Source organism: Limnobacter sp., assembly GCF_043511195.1.
Classification (GTDB): domain Bacteria; phylum Pseudomonadota; class Gammaproteobacteria; order Burkholderiales; family Burkholderiaceae_B; genus Limnobacter.
Genome location: NZ_CP121330.1, coordinates 1,077,729 through 1,099,529 on the forward strand (window position 1 = coordinate 1,077,729; position 21,801 = coordinate 1,099,529).

The window sequence follows — 21,801 nt, forward strand, 5'->3', positions numbered from 1 at the left end:
AACGCTCGTTTTCAATGCCTTGCGTGCATTTGCTGTGCAAATTAGATGTGGGCAAATACAAAACGGGGGGTACCGGCCAAATCGGGCAAGCCCTGAACATGCACATATGGCGGCTGGGAGAACAAGGCTTTCACTGCTTGTTGCTGGTTATAACCGTGTTCTACGAGTACACCGCCGCCTGCGCGCAACAGGCTTGGGCTGTGCCGGGCTATTTCACGGTAAAAGTGAAGGCCGTCTCCGCCGTCGGTCAAGGCTTGTTTGGGCTCGAACCGCAAGTCACCTTGCGAAAGGTGTTCGTCGCCCTGTTCAATGTAGGGCGGGTTGCTGCAAACCAGGTCAAAGGCCAGTGGTGGCGTTTGATTCAACAGATTCGCAAACAGGTCAGATTGTACAAAACGCACATTTTTTGCACCCAGTTCATTGGCATTGTATTGCGCAACCCAGAGCGCGTCGGCCGAGATGTCGGTGGCTGTTATTTCGAGTATGGGGTTTTCAAGCGCGAGTGATAATGCGATGGCGCCACTGCCGCAGCCAATGTCGAGTACGCGCGTCAGCAGGTTCTCGGTGGATTTGCTTTGTAGAAAGCCCAGTGCGTGTTCAACCAGTTCTTCGGTTTCCGGGCGGGGAATCAGCACGCGGGAATCAACAAAAAAGTTGCGGGAGTAAAATTCTTTTTGTTGCACAAGGTAGGCGATGGGTTCGCCATGTTGGCGTTTGGCTGCCAGCGATTTAAATGCGCTGAGCTGATCCATGGGTAATGCCCGATTGCCTTTGGTGACCAGGTTCACACGGTCAAAGCCGGTGATAAAGGTCATTAATACTCGAAGTTCGCTGGCTGGCAACCCGGTCTCTTCGCGGGTTTGTTGCAATACCGATTCAATGGTGGGTTGGGGCAATGTACTCATTCTTTGGCGGTTATTTCAGCCAGCAGTTCTGCTTCGTGGAAGGCTGTCAGGCCGTTCATCAGATCAGTTAAATCCCCGTCCATGATGTAGTCGAGTTTGTACAGGGTCAAGTTGATCCGATGGTCGGTCATGCGCCCTTGTGGGAAGTTGTAGGTGCGTATGCGCTCGGAGCGGTCGCCAGAGCCTACCAGGCTGCGCCGCTCGGAAGCTTCTGCGGCCTGTCGCTCACGGTCGATTTTGTCCTGAAGGCGAACATTCAGCACTTTCATGGCCTTGGCCTTGTTTTTGTGCTGGCTGCGTTCGTCCTGGCATTCCACCACAAGGCCAGTGGGCAGGTGGGTGATTCGCACCGCCGAGTCGGTTTTGTTGATGTGTTGACCGCCTGCGCCGCTGGCGCGGTAAGTGTCGATTCGCAAATCGGCCGGGTTAATTTCAACGACTTCTGCTTCGTCGGGTTCGGCCATCACTGCTACGGTGCAGGCTGAGGTGTGAATACGTCCCTGGCTTTCGGTGGCAGGCACGCGTTGAACGCGGTGACCGCCCGATTCAAATTTCAGGTGTTTGTACACATTCTCGCCAGCCAGGCGGACAATCACTTCTTTGTAGCCACCCAATTCCGATTCACTGGCGCCCATGATTTCTATTTGCCAACCTTGACGCTCAGCGTAGCGGGTGTACATGCGAAACAGGTCGCCAGCAAACAGGGCTGATTCATCGCCCCCCGTGCCAGCCCGAATTTCAAGCATGGCATTGCGGTGGTCGTTGGGGTCTTTGGGTAGCAACAGGCGTTGAAGATCGGCTTCGAGTTGCGCAAGTTTGGTTTCGTTCTGGGCAATTTCTTCGCGGGCCATGTCGCGCATGTCGGGGTCGGAAAGCCATTCGCGAGCGGTGTTCAGGTCGGCTTCCAGGCTTTGATATTCAGCAAAGCGCTCGGTGGCAGGCAGCAACTCAGAGCGTTCACGCGTGATGGCTTTGAACTGCACCATGTCGTTGGCAGCATTCTGTGACGACAAAAAATCTTCAAGGTCGGCAAGGCGCTCGGCAAGGCGCGTTAGCCGGTTCCGCATGCTGTCTTTCATCTATTTGTCGGTATTTTTAATGTTGAATAGCTGGGGTAGCCACTTTAACAGGGCTTCGCGTTCAGCCGGGCTGGCTTGGTGCAAGGCTTGCATGGGGCCGTGCATGAATTTGGCGCTCATGCGGTGGGCCATCAGTTGAAGCACTTCATCTGCTGGAGTGCCTTTGGCAAGCTGTTTACGGGCATGGTCCAGTTCTAGTTGGGCGATGTCGTCGGCTTTCTGGTGAATGTCTTGTATGGTGGGGACCAGCGAGCGTTCGCTCATCCAGCGCATAAACCCCTGAACTTGCGACTCAATAATGGCTTCGGCCTGTTCGACAGCGGCTGCGCGTTGTTCTCGGCCTTCCTGAACAATTTGGCTCAGGTCGTCAACACTGTAGAGGAAGACGTCGTCGAGCTTGCTGACCTGGGCTTCGATGTCGCGTGGCACTGCAAGATCGAGCATGAAGATGGGTTCGTGTTTGCGCTTTTTGCAGGCTGCTTCAACCATGCCCAGACCAATGATGGGCAAAGTGCTGGCAGTGCAGGAAATCACGATGTCGCTTTTCGCAAGTTGCTCGGGCACTTGTGCAAGGCCAATGACACCGGCTCCATGGGTTTGGGCCAGTTGGTTGGCGCGGTCTGCACTGCGGTTGGCAATGGTGATGCTTTTTGGGTTTTGTGCAGCAAAGTGGGTGGCACACAGCTGGATCATTTCGCCTGCGCCGATGAACAGCACATTGCGTTTGCTGAGGTCACCGAAAATACGGCTGGCCAGTTTCACGGCAGCGGAGGCCATGGACACCGAGTGTGCGCCAATCTCGGTGTGCGAGCGCACTTCTTTGGCCACAGAGAACGTGCGCTGGAACAGCTGATGCAGCATTTGGCCCAGCGTGCCTGCTTCTTCGGCGGTACGGGCGGCTTGCTTCATTTGGCCCAGAATTTGAGCCTCGCCCAGCACCATGGAGTCGAGCCCGCTGGCCACCCGAAAGGCGTGTCGCACCACTTCCTGTTGCGGCAGTATGTACAGGTGCGGGCCAAGTTCGGTGGTGGGAATGTTGCGGTTGGTTGCGAGCCATTCCAGCAAGTCGGTTTTGAGCTGTTCAATGTTGCTGGCTGCGCAATACACTTCTGTGCGGTTGCAGGTAGAAAGAATGGCCGCTTCAGGGGCTTGAACACGGTGCGCCAGTGCGCGCAAGGCCTCTTGCAATTGTTCGGCCGGAAACGCCAAGCGCTCGCGAAGTGCGAGCGGTGCGGATTGATAATTCAGGCCGACTGCGAAAAGCTCCATAATACCTACTGGGCGGAAAACTCTTCATTATAACCCGCTATGGCGAATACGCCCTCAATCGTTCTCGGCGAGTTGGCGTTTGATTTTTGCGAGGTCAGCCGATTTGCCTTCGTGATCAACTTGCTCCAACTTGTAACCAAAGCCGTACACGGGTGTTAATCTGAAACCTTGTTCTGGCCGCAAAGCCAGCTTGGAGCGCACGCGGGATATGTGAGTGTCCATGGTTCGGGAGGGCAAGTCGGTGTCGCGCCCCCACACGGTTTCCTGAATGTGTGAACGTGACAGTGGTTTGCCCAGATTGCGAAATAGCAACAAGGCCAAGTCGAATTCTTTCTGGGTCATGACCACGCGTTTGGTGTGGCGCACGATGGTTGAAAACTTGGGATGAAATTTCAGGTCGGTAATTTCAAATACCTCGGGCGCGGTCAGTTCAGGGTAGGCGCGACGCAACAGGGCATTGACACGGGCAACCAGTTCGCCGCGACGAATGGGTTTGATCATGTAGTCATCAGCCCCTGCGTTAAGGGCTTCAACAATATTCTCTTCGTCTGTTTTTGAGGTAATAAAGAGTACGGGTACTTTGATGTGCAGTGTGTCGCGGATCCAGTGCATCACCTTGGGGCCTGAGCTGTCGGGCAACACCCAATCGAGCAGCACCAGGTCGAAACTGTCGCGGTACAGCGCAGTCTGGAAGCTTTTGAATGTGGCAAAGCAATGGCATTTGTGGTTTACGGATTCGAGCACCCAGCGCAACATTTCGCTTTGTGTCAGGTCGTCTTCAAGTATAGCGATGCGCATGGGTGTGGCTCCTGCTTTTGGGATATTGTTACCACAATGTTAATTTGTGTGTTGACAGTTTAATCCTTTAAACAGACTGTGAAACACAATGTTGCTTTTTTGTTAAATTGCAAGTTGGGCTGATTTATCAATCAGGAATCCGAACGCTTTCCTGTTCCAGCTTCATGGCGTGGGTGGCGTGGGCGCCAGCAAAAATGACAGCCACGATGCGAAGCGCCTTGTCATAAATAGCCTGCCGTTGATCGGGCTTCTCGACATATTCAACGGCCATGAACAGCACATTTTGAGCCAAGACCTCGAGCACTTCGATCATTTCTTCTTTGGGTAGGCCAGGCAGCAGGGCGGCAATTCGATTGTCGCTGCAAATGTCTTCACTAATCGCTCGAATTGTTTTCTTCAGTCCATCCCGCATGCGCTCAAGTGCACCGAATGCCTCGGAAGCGCCAACCACCACGGGTTTTGGATTGTCGGCTGCCCAGTCAAAAAACCGTTTGACCAGCATGGGGCGAATATCGAGGTCCGCTTCTTTGGCGGTACTCATGCGTACTTCAGTGAAGGCGTCCAGTACAGCTTTTTCTACTTCCAGAATGACCGCCGTGCCGAGGTCGGCCAGGTCTTCGAAGTGGCGGTAAAAAGCGGGTGCAGACAGTTTCGCCTCGCGGGTAATTTCGCGAATGCCAAGGCTGGAGAAACTTCGCCTTTGATAGCTCAGGTTTAGCGCAGCCTCAATAAGCCGGGTGCGTCCATGGACGGTTGATGCAGAGGATGTCATAAGCGACTGATTATAACCAAAACCCGAACAGCTGTTATGAATCCGTGATTTAGAAGTTTTATCCAATTGATGACAAAGGGTATTGACGAGCATGTTAACAGTTGTTAACATGCGAAGCATCAGGGATAGACCAAGCCCCACACTCAATAATCAGAGGGCACTTTTGAACGGGAGACCTCACATGTTGCATTACCTTAAATTCACAACATTTCCTGTGATCGCCATTGGCGTCATGCACGCCATGATGCAAGGCGGTGCCTGGATGTACACCGGTATTGCTGCTTTGGTATTGGTGGTTGCACTGGGTGATATTTTGTTGCCAGACGACCGCAGTGAACCACGCATGGAGGGGGAGTTTTTTCTGAACCTGATGCTGTGGCTGACCCTGCCGATTTTGATGTGGGTGACGTTGTGCTTCACTTGGGCGGTGGGGCCTGTGGACGTGCTGGGCATTGACGGGTTCATGAAAAGTACCTTTGGGTATGATCGTTTGCAGTTGCAGGCTGACACCACGTGGTACCAGTGGTTTGTTGGTGCAGTGGCCGGAGCGTTCTTGTTTGGTGCTGGCGGCACAAACGTGGGCCACGAGTTGACCCACAGAACCTACAGCCTGCGCGATATGATTTTGGGACGCTGGATGTTGGCGTTTACTTGCGATGCTTCCTTTGCGATTGAGCATGTGTACGGCCACCACAAAAACCTGGGTACACCCGCTGACCCAGCCACGGCGCAGCGCGGTGAAAATGTGTATGGCTTTGTACTGAAAAGTACCATTGGCGGTTACAAGTCGGCATGGAGACTGGAAAAGCAGCGTTTGGCGAAGTTCAACCGGTCGGTGTGGAACCCTGTTCACAGCCGCATGATGCGTGGCAATTTGATGAGTCTGAGTTTGTTTGCCGCTTCGTTTTACATCGGCGGCTGGGTTGGCATGGTGATGTTCTGGATCATGAGTGCGGGCGGCAAAACCCTGCTTGAAATCGTGAACTACATGGAGCATTACGGCATTGTTCGTCGCCCGGAAGACAAGGTAGAGCCACGCCACAGCTGGAATACCAATGCCTCGGTATCGACAGCACTGTTGTATGCGCTGACACGCCATTCACACCACCATGCTGAGGCAGACCAGGAATACTGGAACTTGCGCAGTTATCGCCATGCGCCCATGTTGCCAACGGGATATTTAGGAACAATTTTGCTGGCCTTGGTGCCACCGCTGTACAAAAAGGCAATGACACCTTTGCTGAATCACTGGGATGAAACTTTCGCTACGCCTGAAGAGAAAAAACTGGCCATTGAGGCCAGTGTAAAAAGTGGAATGAAAGGTTTGAAGTCGGCTCAGTTGGGGCAGCAAGCCAACCAACAATTCAACCGCGCTGCAGCGTAAAAGGAGAGAACCATGAAATTGCTTGAATGGTTTGGATTGCAGGGTGGCGCAGCGGCTGGCAAGAGAGGGAAGGTGACTCACAAGGTGAGTGTGGCCCCGGGTGGTCAAAGTTTTGAAGTAGAGAAAGGTCGCAAGGTGATTTTGAATTCGGCGTTGTCGGCTGGTTTGGGGTTTCCGCACAACTGCAGGGTGGGTAGCTGTACCCAGTGCAAGTGCAAACTGAAAAGCGGCAAAGTGCGTGAACTGACCGACTCCAGTTATGTGTTGAGTGCTGAGGACTTGAAAGCAGGCATGATTTTGGCCTGCCAGTCGATTCCGGAAACCGATCTGGAAATTGAGGTGGAATTGACCTCGGGCGGTGATCGACTGGTGGAAACGCGCGGCACGATTGTGGGTCAAAAAGATTTGACGCACGACATCGTTGAGTTGCGTGTTGCGCTGGATGACCCCATGCCTTTCAAGGCGGGTCAGTATGCCGAAATTCGTTTGGAAGAGTTTAGCTTGTCGCGCAACTACAGCTTTGCCATGGCACCCAAAGGGCAAGAAGCCAATGAACTGGTTTTCCATGTGCGCAAAGTGCCAGGTGGCAAATTCACTGAGTGGTTGTTTGCTGCCAACCGACAGGAAACCCGACTTAGCATGAGTGGTCCGTTTGGCGATTTTTATCTGCGTTCGGCCGAAGGTGAAAAACCAGCGCCGATTGTGTGTGTTGCAGGTGGCAGTGGCATGGCGCCAATTTTAAGTTTGCTGGATCAGGCCAAATGGGCGGGTGAAACACGCGATGCAGTTTATTTGTTCGGTGCACGCACCCAGCAGGATTTGTATGCGGAGGAAGAAATTGCTCGCATTCAACAGGGTTGGCGCGGTTCGCTGAATTTCAAGCAGGTGTTGTCTGAAGAACCCGTGAACACAAGCTGGGCAGGTGCGCGTGGTTATGTCACAGACGAATTGGACAAGCTTCAGTTGAACTGGTCGGAAGTTCAAGCTTACTTGTGTGGTCCGCCCGCGATGATTGATGCGGCAATCGCAAAATTTTCCAAGCTGGGCGTGAAAGCTGGAAACATCCGTTATGACAAGTTTGAGTGACAATCAGTGAAGTAATAAAAAAAGCCACCGATGAGGTGGCTTTTTTATTGCACCAATTTTTGAGTCAAACAGGTAAATTGCCGGTGATTGCATCAAGCGGCAAAGTGTCGGCGGGGTTGGGCGCTGAGCCAATTGGCAGTGATCCCAAGGCATCGAACAAAGGGTCTGAAATCACTGATAGCGGGGTGTCACCCAAGGCATCGGCCAGTGGATCCAGTACGGCATCCAGCGGCGTGCCGGTCGTGCCTTCGTCAACTGGGGCTTCTGGCTCGTCTGGGTTGTCTACAGGTTCTTCTGGTTCTTCGGGTTCATCTGGCTCTTCCGGGTTCTCAGGATTCTCCGGATTTTCATTTTCGTCTGGGTTGTCGGGGTTATCTACCGGTTCTGTGGTTTCATCACCGTTGTCCACGCGCACATCGGTGAATGCAGAACCTTCTGCATTGGTGTCGTCTCCGGAGGATGCAGCTAGCGCTGCCACACCTACGCCACCACCAATGGCGGTGGCAATGCCGCTGACACTGCCTGCTGTGCCTGCTGATAGAAGACCTGCCCCAACCAGGCCACTGAAGCCAGTGCCGGCGTCGGCTAGCAAGACTGCACCGTCTGTGCCTTCGCTGATTGCGAAGAGCTCGACGCCTTCTGTCAAAGAGGTTACTTCAATCACTCCGCCTTGCGCAGCGGAGTTGGTGGCAATTTGAGCGGCTGATTCTGGGGCCAGGGTAACCAGTGAGTCGGCTTGTCCTGTGCCTTGTCCCGGTAATTCAATGTCAACAGCTACCAAGTCTTTGTTTTGAAGAACGTCGCCAGCAAGAATTGCATCGCCTTGGCTCAAGGTGAGTTGCTCGCCTTGGCGTTGAACCAAAAGTTTGTCTGTCTTGGAGGCAATGGTGCCAATTTTTGCGGCCGTGCTCATGAGGTGATGTCCGTTGAGTTGTCGGTAAAGTTATTATTTTTACTGCGTTGTGCATTGATTTGGATTCAAATAAAAAACCCCTCCGAAGAGGGGTTTTTTGGTTTGCTCAGTGTGTGATTAACCGAGTCCGCCTGTCAGTGGGCTGATTGCGTCCTGAAGCGGGGCTGTCACAGTGCTGATGGGTGTGCCATCTGTTGCGCCAAGCAAGTCCTCTACTGGAGAAGTGTCGCCACCACCCATCACTGCTTCAGCCAATGGATCGACAACAGCATCCAGCGGAGTTCCGGTGGTGCCGCCTGTGTCGTCACCGCCACCTGCCACTGCATCGGCCAATGGGTCGAGAACAACATCCAGCGGAGTTCCGGTGGTGCCGCCTGTGTCATCACCGCCACCTGCCACTGCATCGGCCAATGGATCGAGAACAACATCCAGCGGAGTTCCGGTGGTGCCGCCTGTGTCATCACCGCCACCTGCCACTGCATCGGCCAATGGGTCGAGAACAACATCCAGCGGGGTTCCGGTGGTGCCGCCTGTGTCACCGCCGCCTGTGTCGTCACCACCGCCGGACAATGCATCACTGATTGGGTCGGTCACTGCTTCAAGGGGGGTATTCGCACCGACATCATCAATCACGCCTGCCACGTTTTCAGCAAACACGGCGGGGTCCGAGTTGTCCATCAAGGCATCGGTTAGTGGTGACAATGGTGTTTCTGGTGTTTCACCGCCGCCGTCCAATGCACCTGTAAGTGGATCGAGTACAACATCCAGAGGTGTACCAGTTGTACCGCCTTCCTCGGGAGGAGGTTCTTCTGTATCGGGGGTGCTCTCGCCGCCCAGCAATGTGCCGACTGTCGTGATCAGTTCCTCGCCAGGGCCGGCCATTTCAGCATTGTCGATAATCGCATCACCTCCATCAGAGATGCCAGATGACAAGGCCGACACGACCATGTCAGACACGGCTGATGTTGCTGGATCAAGAGGTGCAAGCGCACTGTCTTCATTGGTCAAGTCCGTGAGGCCTTCACCAGCTTCGTCCAGGGTGCCGCTCAAGCCTGTCGAGCCACCTGATTCTTCATCGGTGCCAACGATTGGTGCGAGGATTCCCGAGGTCAGTGGGCTCAGTTGGCTTTCGTCAGCCGCCAGCGTGTCGCCGACACTGCTTAAGCCTGAGGCAACGCCGTCGGTGCCGTCCTCTTCGCTAAAGCCGAGTGTCTGAGCCAATGGGTCAACCACTGGGTCAAGCGGAGTTTCTTCCGCACCTTCAGCCAAGCCTTGTGAAAGATTGCTGACTACGCCGACCAAGCCTTCCTGGTCATTGGTGTAGCCCTCTTGTGGCTGACCTATTGTTTCAGCCAGGACTGTTGACAAGCCGGAGGGGTCTTGCTCGGAGAAGCTTGCGATCCCGTCAGAAACCGTAGTCAGCCCATCGGCCAGTGCGCCTGTCGCAGCGGTCAATGGAGCCAAGGGGGTTTCTTCCAAACTTTGGTTCAAGGAATCAATACCGCCGATCAGGCCTGATGTGTCGCCGTCTGCATCGCTGTCGGAATCGGAATCGGAATCTGAATCGGAGTCGCTGTCGGAGTCAGAATCGCTGTCGGAGTCAGAGTCGCTGTCGGAGTCAGAATCGCTGTCAGAGTCGGAATCGCTGTCGGAGTCAGAATCGCTGTCGGAGTCAGAATCGCTGTCGGAGTCAGAGTCGCTGTCGGAGTCAGAATCGCTGTCGGAGTCAGAATCGCTGTCGGAGTCAGAATCGCTGTCGGAGTCAGAATCGCTGTCGGAGTCAGAATCGCTGTCGGAGTCAGAGTCGCTGTCGGAGTCAGAGTCGCTGTCAGAGTCGGAATCGCTGTCGTCGCTGGGGTCGACGGTGGTGGTTGTGTCATCGCCATCATCACTTAAGGCCAGCGCGCCAAGGGCTGCGCCACCAATTGCTGCGCCCACGCCTGCGCCTGCACTGCCGCCTGCCAACAAACCAGCACCAACCAGGCCGGACATGGTTCCTTCGTACGGAGTCAGAATGGCGGAACTCACATCGTTGTCGATGTCATACAGTTCAACGCCTTCGCTAAGAGCAACTACTTCAGTACGTGTAGCGCCATCTGCAACTGTAGAGGCAATTTGCTCAAGCTTCGCAGATGCATTCGGTGCCAATTGCAACAGGGTGTCGCCGTGTCCGGCTGACACTGCTGGCATCAAGACTTCAGCAGTTTGTGTTCCAGTGTTGGTGACCACATCGTTCCACTTCAGTGCGTCGCCTTGGCTGAGGTTTACAATTTGGCCACCACGTTCAACTTGCAGGCCACCTGCTGTTTTAATAATGCCCACATTGGGATTTGCGTTTTCCATGATTTTAAGTTCCTTGGCGCTAGAGAGTTTGTTCGGCAAGTTCACTGCTATAAGCGTTTTACTCACAGCAGTTTCAATTGGATTCAGGAAAGCGAAAATATCCGCTGGAATATATTTGCTTCTCGGGCAAGGGTTGGTTTAATTGTTAAATTTGGTTGTAGTTGTTTTGAATGAATTGTTTGTGGGTGTTGATAATTGAGGCTTTTTGTGCCACCTGGGCTTTGTGAAATTCACGCCGTTTTTTATTTTAAAATCTCAGGAAACGGCATCTTGTTGCGTGTAATTCTGTAAGTGAAGAGGAAGGCTGGGGACTCATTTGGGTGGGGGGTTCTTAGAATTATTCCGATAACAAATTTCTGATTTAAATTGTTGGCTGAGCAATTTATTCAGGACCAGCGTAAATTTCTGCATTTTTATTTGATATTTCAGTCTGACCATTTCTTGATGCCTTTTTGGGGTGTCAAAGTATCAATTCGGGAAGCGTTGACCAATCTGTCCAGGGAAGCATGAGGAAGTTTTTGAGTAAGCACAAATCTCCGGTTGTGCGGTGGCTTTGTATCGCATTCAGTTCAATGGTTCTGCAGCTTGGCACCGTGCAGGCGCAGGATATAGTCACGGAGTTTGCGCCCCCGGTGGTTAATTATCAGGTTCCGGATGAATTCAAGGATTTGATTGAGCGGTCTACCCGACAAATTCGATCGACTGCGCAGGTCAATGACAACGGGGACGCTTGGCAATTATTCCGGAGATTGAGGCCTGCTATTCGCGACGCGTTGGGTACCCAGGGGTATTTCTCCCCATCGATTCAACGAATGGTTGACGACACGATTCCAGAGGACGAAGCGCCTCCGTTAAACATCACAATTGCACCTGGGGTGCAGAGCAAAGTGATCTCTGTTGACATCGAGTTTGATGGAGAGATCAACAAAGATGAATTTACTGCAAGGCGTGAGCGCCTTAAGACCTTGTGGCTGCTGGGGGTTAATCAGCCCTTTAATCAATCAGATTGGAGCGCTAGCAAAGACAACCTTCTACGTGATCTGCTGGCCAAAGATTTCGCGGCCGCTACTCTTTCTGAAAGTTTGGCCAATGTGGATCCGGAAAACAACACGGTTGCCTTGAGCGTTGTGTATGACAGTGGGCCAGTGTTCACTTTCGGAGAGCTGCAAATTGAAGGATTGACCAAGTATCCCAAGGATCTGGTTTCGCGTTACAACACGATTCGTCCAGGTGACCGGTATGAACAGGAGCGTTTGCTGCGGCTATTGTCGGATCTTCAAGGCACCACTTACTTTTCGGCTGTGGATGTGAAAATTGATGCGGATGATCGTCAGCCGCGCAACGTTCCCATTGACATCACTGTGATGGAGAGCGACAGCAAGCGTCTCGGGTTTGGTGCAGGTTACAGCTCCAATACTGGATTTAGAACTGAAGCGACTTATCAATATAACAATCTGTTTGATCGGGCTTATTCACTGGTGACTGGCGTTCGATTGGAGCAAAAACGTCAATCTGCCTATGCAGACCTGTTTCTTCCGCCGTCAAAGCGCGGGATAACCGATTCTGTGGGTGTGGCGTTTGACCACCAGGAAATATCGAATCTGGAGGTTGACCGTTCCTCGGTTGGCGCTATCCGGGAATTCAACAAAGGCAACAATGAGTATCGGCTTGGCTTGAATTTTCAGCTTGAGGAGCGAAGGGCGTTGGGTGTGAATTTTGGACAAACGCAAGCCCTCGTTGCAAGTTCTTCGTGGCTGCGAAACGCGGTAGATAGCCGTTTGAATCCCACCGAGGGCTATATTGTTTTTAGTCAATTGGCGGTAGCCTCTGAACAGTTTGCTTCTGATCAGGATTTTATTCGCTTGTACTCGCGGGCACAAAAATTCTGGTCGCCATCCCGGGAGAATCTGTTCTCTGCAAGGTTCGAGGCCGGTACGGTGGTGGCCAGCGCCCGGCGCGATATTCCCCAAGACTATTTGTTTCGCGCGGGCGGCACCAATAGCCTGCGTGGATTCGATTTTCTTGATCTGGGTGTAATTGATCAAGGAATTTTGGTGGGTGGTCGACGTTTGATGATTGGCAGCCTGGAGTACACACGCTGGTTTGATGGTGGACCACTTGGTGCGGCGGTTTTCACCGATGTGGGCGATGTATCAGACAACTGGAGCGACTTTGATCCCAAACCGGCCATTGGTGTTGGCGTTCGCTACAAAACACCGGCAGGTCCGATTGCTTTTGATGTGGCCAAAGCAGCCGATCAGGATAATCTGAGAATACATTTTGCGCTGGGGGTGGCATTTTGAAGCGCGGGGTTCTTGCATTATTTCTATTGTTGGTTCTGGTCACTGCTGCGGTTTCTGCAGGAATTGTCTGGCTGATTCATTCCGAAAAAGGTTTGCAATTTGCAGCTGGAACAGCGCAAAACTGGATCAATGCTAGCGATGATCCCAAGCTGGAGTTTGGTGAAATCCGCGGTACTTTGTGGACAGGGTTCAATATTGAGTCTGTTCAATGGCAGCAGAATGAAACAAGGCTGGAGGCTGAGCAAGTTCAGCTGCGTGTTGACTGGTCTGAGTTGTGGTATCGGGTTATTCGAATCAAGCACCTGTCTGCAAAGGTGGTGCGTGTAGACGCGCCGCCTTCCGACGCTGACGAACCGTTCATGCTTCCTGACAAAATTACTGTGCCAGTCGATATTGAACTGAATCAATTTGCCGTGGAGCAGTTGCTGATCAATGGGGAGGTGCTCAGGCAACTGAATGCCACTGCAGCGGTCAAGTCGGGTCAGTTGCAGGTTGGCAATTTCTCAATCAATGTACAGGATACGCAGATTGCCTCCGCGTTCAATCTGATCCTGGAGAAGCCCTATCAAATTGACGGTTCAGTGAATGCGCAGCGCGGTTTTGACGATTTGCTGCTAGATGCGCATGTTGCTGCCAAGGGTTCTCTTGAGCGCCTTGAGTTGGCGATTGATGCCAAGGGAGAAAACCCCGAGAGGGCCGATCAAAGCCAAAGTGTGCAGGCTCAGGCAGTACTCACGCCGTTTCGTTCAACGCCGGTTGAGACCGTTCAATTAGACGCCCGAAATTTCAATCCCGCACATTGGCTCAATGGTGCTCCCCGTGCGGCACTTACCATTGTTGCGAATGTTCAGCCGAACGAGGATTTTTCCGAGACTGTCGGCGATATTTCTGTTCGCAATGCGCAGCCTGCCACTTTACAAGCAGGTGGTGTACCCATCTCTGTCATGCAAACTCGGTTCAAATTGACTTTGAGTGAGCAACTTCCCCAGCAGTTGAATGTTTGGGTTGATGAGCTTCTTTTTGCAGATGGAAAACGCCAGGCCGGGCAAGCCAAAGCGGTTCTTCAGTGGCGCGCCCCCGAGCGTGTCGGTGACGATGTTGCCAGTATGGATCCTTTGGCCGGAGACATGAACTTTGAACTCAACGCGAACAATGTCGATGCGTCGGTGTTTGAACAATTGCCTCAACGGCTGGCGCTGAATGCAAGCATTCAAGGCGCAAAAACGGGTCAACGCTTGCAGGTGACCAAGCTTGTACTGCGTGATCGTGGGGCGGAACTTCGGGGTCAGGTTTCAGTGGACTTGTCCGGGAAGATGCCAGCCGATATTCAACTCGATCTTTCAAAAATCAACCCAGCCAATTACATCCCGAACGCCAGCCCTTTCATGCAGGGCGATTTGAATGGCAAGGCAGCTTTTCGTGGCGTTTTGGCCCAGGGCGGCAGCACCATTGATCCGTTTGGTGAACTCAATCTTGATTTGACCAATTCCCGATTGGCCAACGCACCGCTAACCTTGATTGCCAAGGCCAAAGGTGGCGCTTCGCGTTTGACTAAGTTGTTTCTTGATCTTGATGTTGTTGGCAATACAGTACGGGCGACTGGAAGTTATGGAACTCAGGCGGACTTTGTTGACCTGGATGTGAATCTGGATGAACTGCCGCGTTTGGGTAAGCTGATTCGCATGGATATTTCAGGTGTTGCGCGTTTGCAGGGCAGGGTGCGCGGGCTCGACGGTGATTTCTCGGGTGAAGGCAATATCGATGTACGGCAATTGAAGTTGGGCAGCACGCTGCAAATCGAAACAGTGTCTGGGCAGTTCAACCTTGGATCAGCTCCGAATGCTGCCTGGGTCGGCGATATTGTGGCGAGCAAGATCAAGGTGCCGGGTGAAACTGCCAATACCTTGAATGAGTTGACACTGACTCTTCGCGGTGTTCGTAGTCGCCACGAATTGAAAGGCGTGTTTTCCAGTGGTTTGCAGCCTTTTAGTCGCCAGCGTCAACTGAAAGGTGAGTTTGCGTTCAACGGCGGAGTTGGCGAGTTGAAAGTTCCAAAGTCAACTTCGGGCTGGAAGGGCCAATTGACAAAAATGAAAGTGGAGGGCATGTGGCTGCCTGCCCGCAGCCTGGCTTTGCAAGCCCCGGCACCGCTCACGCTCGCCCCGGGATATGTCGAGTTGCTTGATTTGGTGATTAAGGGTGAGGACACCTCTGTCATCAACAACAGAATTCTTCGCATTGCAAACCGGGAAGTGCGGGCCGAAGGCGAAATGCCGCAGTTCTCATTTCCTCGGATGTCCCCGATCTTCCGCAAGCAATTGACTGTGGAACCGCGGAATCTGGTTGCAAGTGTGCGCTGGAATTATCTGGCCAATCCAAACAAGGTGGATGGTCATGTGGACATCCAACATGTGTCTGGCGGTTTGCAAATACTGGAAGACTCGCAAGTGGATGTAGACATTCGCACCATGATCGCAAGTCTGGATTTTAATCGTGAGGCTGCAAGTATCGATGTCAATATTCTGGCGGATGATTTTGGTGCGGTGTCTGCCAACCTCCGGCTGCCGGTTCAACAAAATCCGCAGACCAAGACATGGGCCATTGCCGGAGATGAGCCCATGCAGGGCTCAGTAGCCGCGGGTTTTACTGAACTGAATTGGCTTGGCCCCATGATCAGTGGCGGTGTGCGAACCAGTGGCACAGGCCAGATTGCCATGGCCATTGCTGGTACCGCGAACAACCCGGATGTTCAAGGGCGTTTGTTCGCAATGGATCTTGATGTTTTTCAGCTTGATCAAGGCGTTCGCCTTGAGGACGGCAATGTGGTTGTTGATTTCACCACGGACAAGGCCAGTATCGATACCTTTGAGTTCACTGTATACAATCGCGTACCACCTCGCCGTTACATTGAACAATTGGGGCCACTGATTCAGGGCAATGGAAAAGTGAAGGCGGAGGGGGTCTGGAATTTGACCGGATTGAACGGTGAAATAAGGCTGTCGATGGACAGGGTACCTTTGTTGCAACGCCCGGACCGATGGATGATGGTGAACTCGAATGTGACTCTTCAGCAGCCTGTCGTAGACGGAGAACCCTTGAAAATTCGGGGTGAAATCGACACCTTGGGTGCTTATTTTGAAATGCCTGAAAGTGGTCCTCAAACTCTGGGCGATGACGTGTTTATCCAGGGTCGCAGTGAGTTGGCCGGACAAGGACTTCCAATTGATTTGCAACTTCGGGCAAACCTGGGTGATCGGTTCTACATTAATGCAGAAGGATTGAGAAGCAGGCTTGAGGGAGGATTGCGTTTGGTCATGCTGGAAGGTGTTGGTGGAAGTGGCCAGCGTCGATCGGGCAGACGTTTGAGCGCGACCGGGACCATTCAAACGGTCGGCGGAACCTACCGTGCCTATGGACAAGACCTTGCCATTGATCGAGGCGTTGTTAATTTCCAGGGGCCACTTGATAACCCGGGCTTGAATGTGCGAGCAGTGCGCAAAGGTGTGGCGGTTGAAGCGGGTGTTGAAGTCACCGGCACTGCGCAGCGACCCACTGTCAGGCTGGTGAGTGAACCAGCAGTGCCTGATTCGGAAAAACTGTCATGGATGATCCTTGGTCGCGGTAGCGGCTCTGCGGACCGTGACTCAACTTTGCTACTGACAGCGGCTGCTGCGATTTTCGGAGATGATGACGAAAGCACGACCCGTAAAATTGCAAAATCCATTGGCATTGATGATCTTAGCTTAAGCACGGGTTCGCTGACCGCAGCAGATTCCCGCGCGGTGGGCAGCAAGGTGGCAATTGCACCGGGTGCAGATGCATCTGCCAATGTGATTGGATCTGATGACCCTTTGTTGTCGCAGCGGATTGTGTCGTTGGGCAAACGGTTCAGCGATCGCGTGTACTTCAGTTTTGATCAGTCGGTCACCACCGCAGCCAGTATCATCAAATTGAACTATCAGTATTCCCGACGGTTGAGTTTTATTGCCCGGGCAGGCGCAGACAATGCAGTGGATGCTCTTTATCAATTCTCTTTTGACTGACAGCAAAACAATATGATCAATTCGGGCAGGCTTGAAAAACTCGGCAAACATTTCTCAGGGTTGAATCCTGTCGAACACAACGATACCTGTGTATTGATGTTGTCGCATTCCAATGGGCAGGCGCGTGCGACTGTCGAAGTTTTTGCCAGTCAATCGTTTGAAGCCAGCTGGAGCGCATTGCATGCCCATGTCACCGCGTCGTTTCGTAAAACATCGGTCGACGTTGAACATGTGCGTGTGGATTGGGTGTGCGAAATTCAGAAAGTGACATGGGCCGAGTTGAAGACACTGCTTTCAACAACAAAACGCAATTACTTCAGCCTTGGCATTGCACTGGATCCGCAATTCAAGCATTCCTTTTTGTGGGGCGAGCTCAACGGCAATGCGATGTTGTACGGTGGCTCCGAAGAAGAATTTGCCAAACTCCATGTCGGAAATTTTGAGAAGTATGCGCGCAAAAAGTATGGCAAGTCGTTTGTATTGAATCACGCGGGTGAGCAACCGGTGTACTTGTTTTCCACCCAAGGTGCTTACGTGGGCACCGATGGGGTGGTGCACACCCTGGAGCCCGCTAGCGTGGCGGTTGGACGGCGTAAGTTGCCCGACCTGGAGGCGGAGTCGTGCGGGCAGCTGGTATTCAATGCCAGTGAATTTTTGGCGCGACAGGTCAAAGACAGCGGTTCATTTGTGTATGGCATTTTTCCCTGTTTCAACAAGGAAATTCCAACGTACAACACCCTGCGCCATGCCAGTTCCACCTATGCAATGATTGAAGCCTGGGAACTGACACAAAGTTCATTCCTGAAGTCTGCAATTGATCGGTCACTGCATTGTTTGACGACTGAACTGATTAAGCGCGTGACGCTGAGCGGCGGAATTCAAGCCGCGTTTCTGGTTGATACCGGCAATGAGATCAAGTTGGGTGGCAATGCCGTGTGCATATTGGCCCTGGCCAAATACACAGAACTGACAGGCGAAACCCGTTACATTGAGTTGATGGAACAACTGGCCCAAGGAATTGTGGCCATGCTCAACCCTACGACTCGTCAATTTGTGCATGTGCTGAATTATCCCGATCTTTCCGTGAAGGAACAGTTCCGGATAATTTACTACGATGGCGAGGCCGCATTCGCCTTGATGCGTTTGTACAAAATTACGCGTCGCCCCGTGTGGCTTCAGGCGGTGGAACTGGCCTTTGAATATTTCATTGAAGCGCGCCATTGGAAAGCGAACGACCACTGGATGAGTTATTGCGTCAATGAGCTCACCTTGTATCGCCCCAAACGCGAGTATTTCGAGTTTGGCATTCGCAATTTTTCGAGTCATCTGGATTTTGTATTAAACCGCATCACCACTTTCCCTACATTGCTGGAGTTGATGATGGCGGCCCAACAAATGCTCTCGCGTTTGCAGGGCATGCCAGAGTTTGTTGATTTGTATGCGCAAGTGGATGTCGAGAAGTTTTACCGTGCCATGCACTGGCGTGCGAACTACTTGTTAACCGGGTATTTCTGGCCAGAATGGGCCATGTACTTTGCAAAACCGGACACCCTGAATGGTGCCTTTTTCATTCGCCACCATGCTTACCGCGTTCGCATTGATGATGTTGAACATTACGTGTCGGGTTTGGTGGCTTACCGGAAGTTTTTGCTCAACAGCCCCGACAAAACACCGATAGGTGTTTTGGATCAAGCCGCTGCATCGGCCACTGGCAGTACGCAGGCTGACGGCCCGATTCTGGCCTGGGCGGGTGATGTGAACCTGGGACGAAGAATGCACTACAGGGCCCATACGTTGGGCTTTGATAAAGTGTTGTCACAAGTGCCGGTTTTAAAGGCCGCAGATTTAACCGTTGTGAATCTCGAGTGCGTAGTCTCGAATCAGGGCGAGCAAGGTTTCGACAAGGGCGAAAGTGGTCCTTATTATTATCGGGCACGACCTGAAATGTTGAATATTCTGGTGCAAGGCGGTGTAGATGTGTTGTGCACTGCGAACAACCATTCCGGTGACTACGGGCACGATGCACTGCTGGATCAATTGCATTGGGCGCATGTGGCGAGTTTGGGTTTTGTGGGCACAGGCCACAATAGTCAATCTGCATTCAAACCCCTGATTCGTCAGCTTGGCGATGTGCGCATAGCACTGTTCAATTTCGACCTCACTCAGAAACGTTTTGCCGCAACAGGCACCCAGCCGGGAACGGCTTACCTGGATCCAATCGCCCCTGAAAGCTGGAAAGCGCAGGTAGAGGATTGCTTTCAGCGTGCGCATGAGCAGGCCCATCTGGTTGTTGTGGCTTTGCATTGGGGCAACAACTGGAGCACACAGCCTGACCCGCGCACACGCACCTGTGCACATGCCTTAATTGAATGCGGCGCAGACTTGTTGCTGGGTGCATCGGCCCACGTGCTGCATGGCGTTGAAGTGCATCGTGGCGTGCCCATTGTTTACGATGCGGGAGATTTCCTGTTTGACTCCATTCGAAAGTGCGTCACCAGCGGTGTTTTTCTCTGTGAACTGGGCATGCATGGCGTTCGGTCTGTTGTTTATGTACCGGTGGGCTCTGAGTTTGGCTACACCCGCCAGTATCACGGGCATGAGGCTGTGTCTGCTTGCGAAGACTTTGAGCGCAAATGCCAGGCCTTGGGAACTCTGGTTCAGAACCAGGGAGAGCGGGTGCTGATCGTTTTGCCGCAAAAAGAACAAGTGCCTGGCGGCGTGCGAACGTTGCACGATAAATTACCCGCTCCAGCCGATCCCAAAATGATCGGGTCTGTGCCATCTCACCTGGACATCTGTTGTGTGCCCAGCGTACCAACGGATGCCCTGATTAACCTTAATACTGAACAATGTCAGTGGGGGCCTGTGCGCTTAATGGGCATTCGGATTCATCCACATGAATTAAACCAGCGTGGGATGTTGTGGGTTGAAACCTTTTGGTCTGCGGACAGCGTCTTGACCAAAGACGCCCGGTTGAATATTCGCGCCCAGAACAGTTGGGACCAACAATTGCCCAACTGGGGGCAGGGGATGGAGCACGACCCTTGTGACTGGATGGCTCCCACTTCCCGCTGGGAGCCAGGCAAAATTTACCGGGACTTGGCAGGCCTTCGCCCACCGGCCAGCAAAGCGGTGAAGAACGGTTTGCTCGAAGTAAAAATCCAATGGTTGGCCAGCGATGAATTGGGCAATCGCGAACTGGTGTTGAGTCAACAAGCTGTGCGCGTGCTGTTGAAGTATCCCGACAAGCCTTGCCAGCTCAATGAACCCCTGAAGCAGGTTTCGGTGTGGCTTCTGAACCAGGACATGGGTTTTCAGCGCACAGGTGTCGAAAATGCAGCATTGCTTCGCAATGAGGTTTTCCATGGACAGCTGGGTGTTTCGACCACGCTGTTAACCTGTCGCTACAATCCACGCCTTCATGAATCTGCCCAACAGTTGATGTCTGCGGGTGCCTTGCCAAAGCGTCAAGTTGTCGAATCTGTTTATGATTTTCTTCAGCAGGCAGACACAGTGGATGCGGTGTTGAACACTGGCGAACAGGTGCTGAAGAGTTCACAGTTTCGCGTGGAGTTTGTGCCAAATACACATGATGTTCGCATCAACGATACGCGCGGCGATCGAGTGATGTATTTGGCGCGCAACCCCGCCAACAAAGCGCTGAATTACATCAACCACTTTTGTGGTGGTGTGAAGTTTCGCAAAGACAGGTATGACTCCCGAGGTTTCCTCAGTTGCATTCAGTACCTGTGCAAAAGCACCGGGCTTGCGACGCATGAGCATTACCTGCGGCCCAATGGCAGTTTGGCCATTGCGAAATACCATCAATTGGTTGACGGTAAAATGGTGTTGCAGAACATCCGCTTGCATGGCCCGGGTGGTGATTTGCTGGCATCGTTGCCCAATGAACAGGCTTTGATTGCCCATGCCCTTTGCGCCATGCTTGAAAGGCGTGGTGGAAAGCATGTGTTGATCGTGGACAAGAACCGGCTTTTGTACAAACCTGCCCTGATGGCGCAGCAACGCATTCATCAGCAGATGCCAGGGCAAGTGGCCGTGGTGCCGGTAGTGCATGCCGTCCACACCTCGGGCTACAAAAATATTGCTCATGGTCCGACTAACTCCAATTTTCGGGATATCTTGCATGACATTGATCGTGCAGATGCAATCGTTGTTCTGACCGATCAGCAGAAAACCGACATTCAAAACCGTTACGGACAGGGGCGTTTATTCTCGATTGGTCACTCGTACCAGCCTGTTGAGCCGCCTGTGCCGTTTTTTCAAAGAGACCGTTTTCGTTTGGTTTGCGTGGCACGCTACAGCCCGGAAAAAAATCAGCACATGGCGATCTCCGCGTTTTCAAAAGTGGTGCACCGTTACCCCCAGGCGTCACTGGATTTTTACGGATTTGGTAATCCAGGCGACCCTACCTTGCCTGGGCTGGAGTCATTGATTCAGTCCCTCGGCCTGCAAGGACGGGTTCGCCTGAACGGCTGGACCGACAAGCCAGCTACCCAATATGAAACTGCAGGCCTATCCGTTTTAAGCAGTCAGGGAGAAGCCTTTTCGCTGACAATCATGGAAAGCCTGTGTCATGGTTGTCCGCCAATTGCTTTTGACGTGCCCTACGGTCCTTCTCATTTGATCGACCACGGCAACACCGGCCTGTTGGTGCCGTTTGGCAATGTGGATGCCATGGCCAATGCAATACTTTCACTGTTTGACAATCCTGCTTTGCATGAAAGGCTGTGTGAGCAAGCCCGCCAGAAATCCTTGCGTTTCAGGCCTGAGGCAGTTGCCCTGCAATGGCAGGATTTGTTTTCATCTTTGGGGCTTGTGGACAAAGGGGGGCACCCGTGATCAGTTGCCGATGGATTCAATCCCTGATTGGGCTGCTTGTTTTTTG

12 protein-coding genes are annotated in these 21,801 nt (G+C 52.7%); 5 read left to right on the forward strand and 7 right to left on the reverse strand.

Annotation, left to right across the window (positions count from 1 at the left end):
* Positions 1 to 41: 41 nt before the first annotated feature.
* The 5 genes from prmC to P0D43_RS05300 all read right to left on the reverse strand — a co-directional run bounded on the left by prmC (position 42) and on the right by P0D43_RS05300 (position 4,823).
* Entirely contained in the window at positions 42 to 905 is an 864-nt protein-coding gene (prmC, locus tag P0D43_RS05280) for a peptide chain release factor N(5)-glutamine methyltransferase (protein WP_159568194.1), read from the reverse strand.
* The gene (gene prfA, locus P0D43_RS05285; RefSeq protein WP_159568195.1) at positions 902 to 1,984 is read right to left on the reverse strand and encodes a peptide chain release factor 1; all 1,083 of its coding nucleotides are present in this window, start codon (positions 1,982 to 1,984) and stop codon (positions 902 to 904) included. Before prfA ends, prmC begins: the two co-directional genes overlap by 4 nt.
* Positions 1,985 to 3,253 (reverse strand): glutamyl-tRNA reductase, encoded by a 1,269-nt coding sequence (gene hemA, locus P0D43_RS05290; protein WP_394673442.1) that lies wholly within the window; start codon positions 3,251 to 3,253, stop codon positions 1,985 to 1,987.
* 54 nt (positions 3,254 to 3,307) lie between these two features.
* Positions 3,308 to 4,051 carry a response regulator transcription factor gene (locus P0D43_RS05295; protein ID WP_394673443.1) on the reverse strand — a complete coding sequence of 248 codons (744 nt, stop codon included), beginning with the start codon at positions 4,049 to 4,051 and terminating at the stop codon, positions 3,308 to 3,310.
* A 127-nt stretch (positions 4,052 to 4,178) separates the two neighbouring features.
* Positions 4,179 to 4,823 (reverse strand): TetR/AcrR family transcriptional regulator, encoded by a 645-nt coding sequence (locus P0D43_RS05300; protein ID WP_159568198.1) that lies wholly within the window; start codon positions 4,821 to 4,823, stop codon positions 4,179 to 4,181.
* 181 nt (positions 4,824 to 5,004) lie between these two features.
* Between P0D43_RS05300 and P0D43_RS05305 the strand changes: the two genes are divergently transcribed.
* On the forward strand, positions 5,005 to 6,207 hold the full coding sequence (locus P0D43_RS05305; protein WP_341237261.1) for an alkane 1-monooxygenase: 1,203 nt from the start codon (positions 5,005 to 5,007) through the stop codon (positions 6,205 to 6,207).
* A 12-nt stretch (positions 6,208 to 6,219) separates the two neighbouring features.
* Positions 6,220 to 7,293, forward strand: coding sequence for a 2Fe-2S iron-sulfur cluster-binding protein (locus tag P0D43_RS05310; protein WP_394673444.1), 1,074 nt, complete (start codon positions 6,220 to 6,222; stop codon positions 7,291 to 7,293).
* Positions 7,294 to 7,357: 64 nt separating this feature from the next.
* On the opposite strand, the gene P0D43_RS05315 is transcribed toward P0D43_RS05310, so the two are convergent.
* Complete coding sequence (locus P0D43_RS05315) at positions 7,358 to 8,206, reverse strand: hypothetical protein (protein ID WP_394673445.1); 849 nt, start codon at positions 8,204 to 8,206, stop codon at positions 7,358 to 7,360.
* Between the two features lie 117 nt (positions 8,207 to 8,323).
* Positions 8,324 to 10,549 carry a hypothetical protein gene (locus tag P0D43_RS05320; RefSeq protein ID WP_394673446.1) on the reverse strand — a complete coding sequence of 742 codons (2,226 nt, stop codon included), beginning with the start codon at positions 10,547 to 10,549 and terminating at the stop codon, positions 8,324 to 8,326.
* Between the two features lie 572 nt (positions 10,550 to 11,121).
* Between P0D43_RS05320 and P0D43_RS05325 the strand changes: the two genes are divergently transcribed.
* The 3 genes from P0D43_RS05325 to P0D43_RS05335 are packed head-to-tail and all read left to right on the forward strand — an operon-like array spanning position 11,122 to position 21,755.
* A complete protein-coding gene (locus P0D43_RS05325) occupies positions 11,122 to 12,852 on the forward strand; it encodes an autotransporter assembly complex family protein (RefSeq protein WP_159568202.1) in 1,731 nt (576 codons plus the stop codon).
* A gap of 29 nt (positions 12,853 to 12,881) precedes the next feature.
* Positions 12,882 to 16,895: a translocation/assembly module TamB domain-containing protein gene (locus P0D43_RS05330; protein WP_394673447.1), complete on the forward strand. Its 4,014-nt coding sequence runs from the start codon at positions 12,882 to 12,884 to the stop codon at positions 16,893 to 16,895.
* Positions 16,896 to 16,907: 12 nt separating this feature from the next.
* On the forward strand, positions 16,908 to 21,755 hold the full coding sequence (locus P0D43_RS05335) for a CapA family protein (RefSeq protein ID WP_394673448.1): 4,848 nt from the start codon (positions 16,908 to 16,910) through the stop codon (positions 21,753 to 21,755).
* Positions 21,756 to 21,801: the final 46 nt, after the last annotated feature.

Coding starts and splice junctions, on each gene's coding strand:
- prmC (WP_159568194.1), bottom strand. CDS start 905: ATGAGTACATTGCCCCAACCCACCATTGAATCGGTATTGCAACAAACC.
- prfA (WP_159568195.1), bottom strand. CDS start 1,984: ATGAAAGACAGCATGCGGAACCGGCTAACGCGCCTTGCCGAGCGCCTT.
- hemA (WP_394673442.1), bottom strand. CDS start 3,253: ATGGAGCTTTTCGCAGTCGGCCTGAATTATCAATCCGCACCGCTCGCA.
- P0D43_RS05295 (WP_394673443.1), bottom strand. CDS start 4,051: ATGCGCATCGCTATACTTGAAGACGACCTGACACAAAGCGAAATGTTG.
- P0D43_RS05300 (WP_159568198.1), bottom strand. CDS start 4,823: ATGACATCCTCTGCATCAACCGTCCATGGACGCACCCGGCTTATTGAG.
- P0D43_RS05305 (WP_341237261.1), top strand. CDS start 5,005: ATGTTGCATTACCTTAAATTCACAACATTTCCTGTGATCGCCATTGGC.
- P0D43_RS05310 (WP_394673444.1), top strand. CDS start 6,220: ATGAAATTGCTTGAATGGTTTGGATTGCAGGGTGGCGCAGCGGCTGGC.
- P0D43_RS05315 (WP_394673445.1), bottom strand. CDS start 8,206: ATGAGCACGGCCGCAAAAATTGGCACCATTGCCTCCAAGACAGACAAA.
- P0D43_RS05320 (WP_394673446.1), bottom strand. CDS start 10,549: ATGGAAAACGCAAATCCCAATGTGGGCATTATTAAAACAGCAGGTGGC.
- P0D43_RS05325 (WP_159568202.1), top strand. CDS start 11,122: ATGGTTCTGCAGCTTGGCACCGTGCAGGCGCAGGATATAGTCACGGAG.
- P0D43_RS05335 (WP_394673448.1), top strand. CDS start 16,908: ATGATCAATTCGGGCAGGCTTGAAAAACTCGGCAAACATTTCTCAGGG.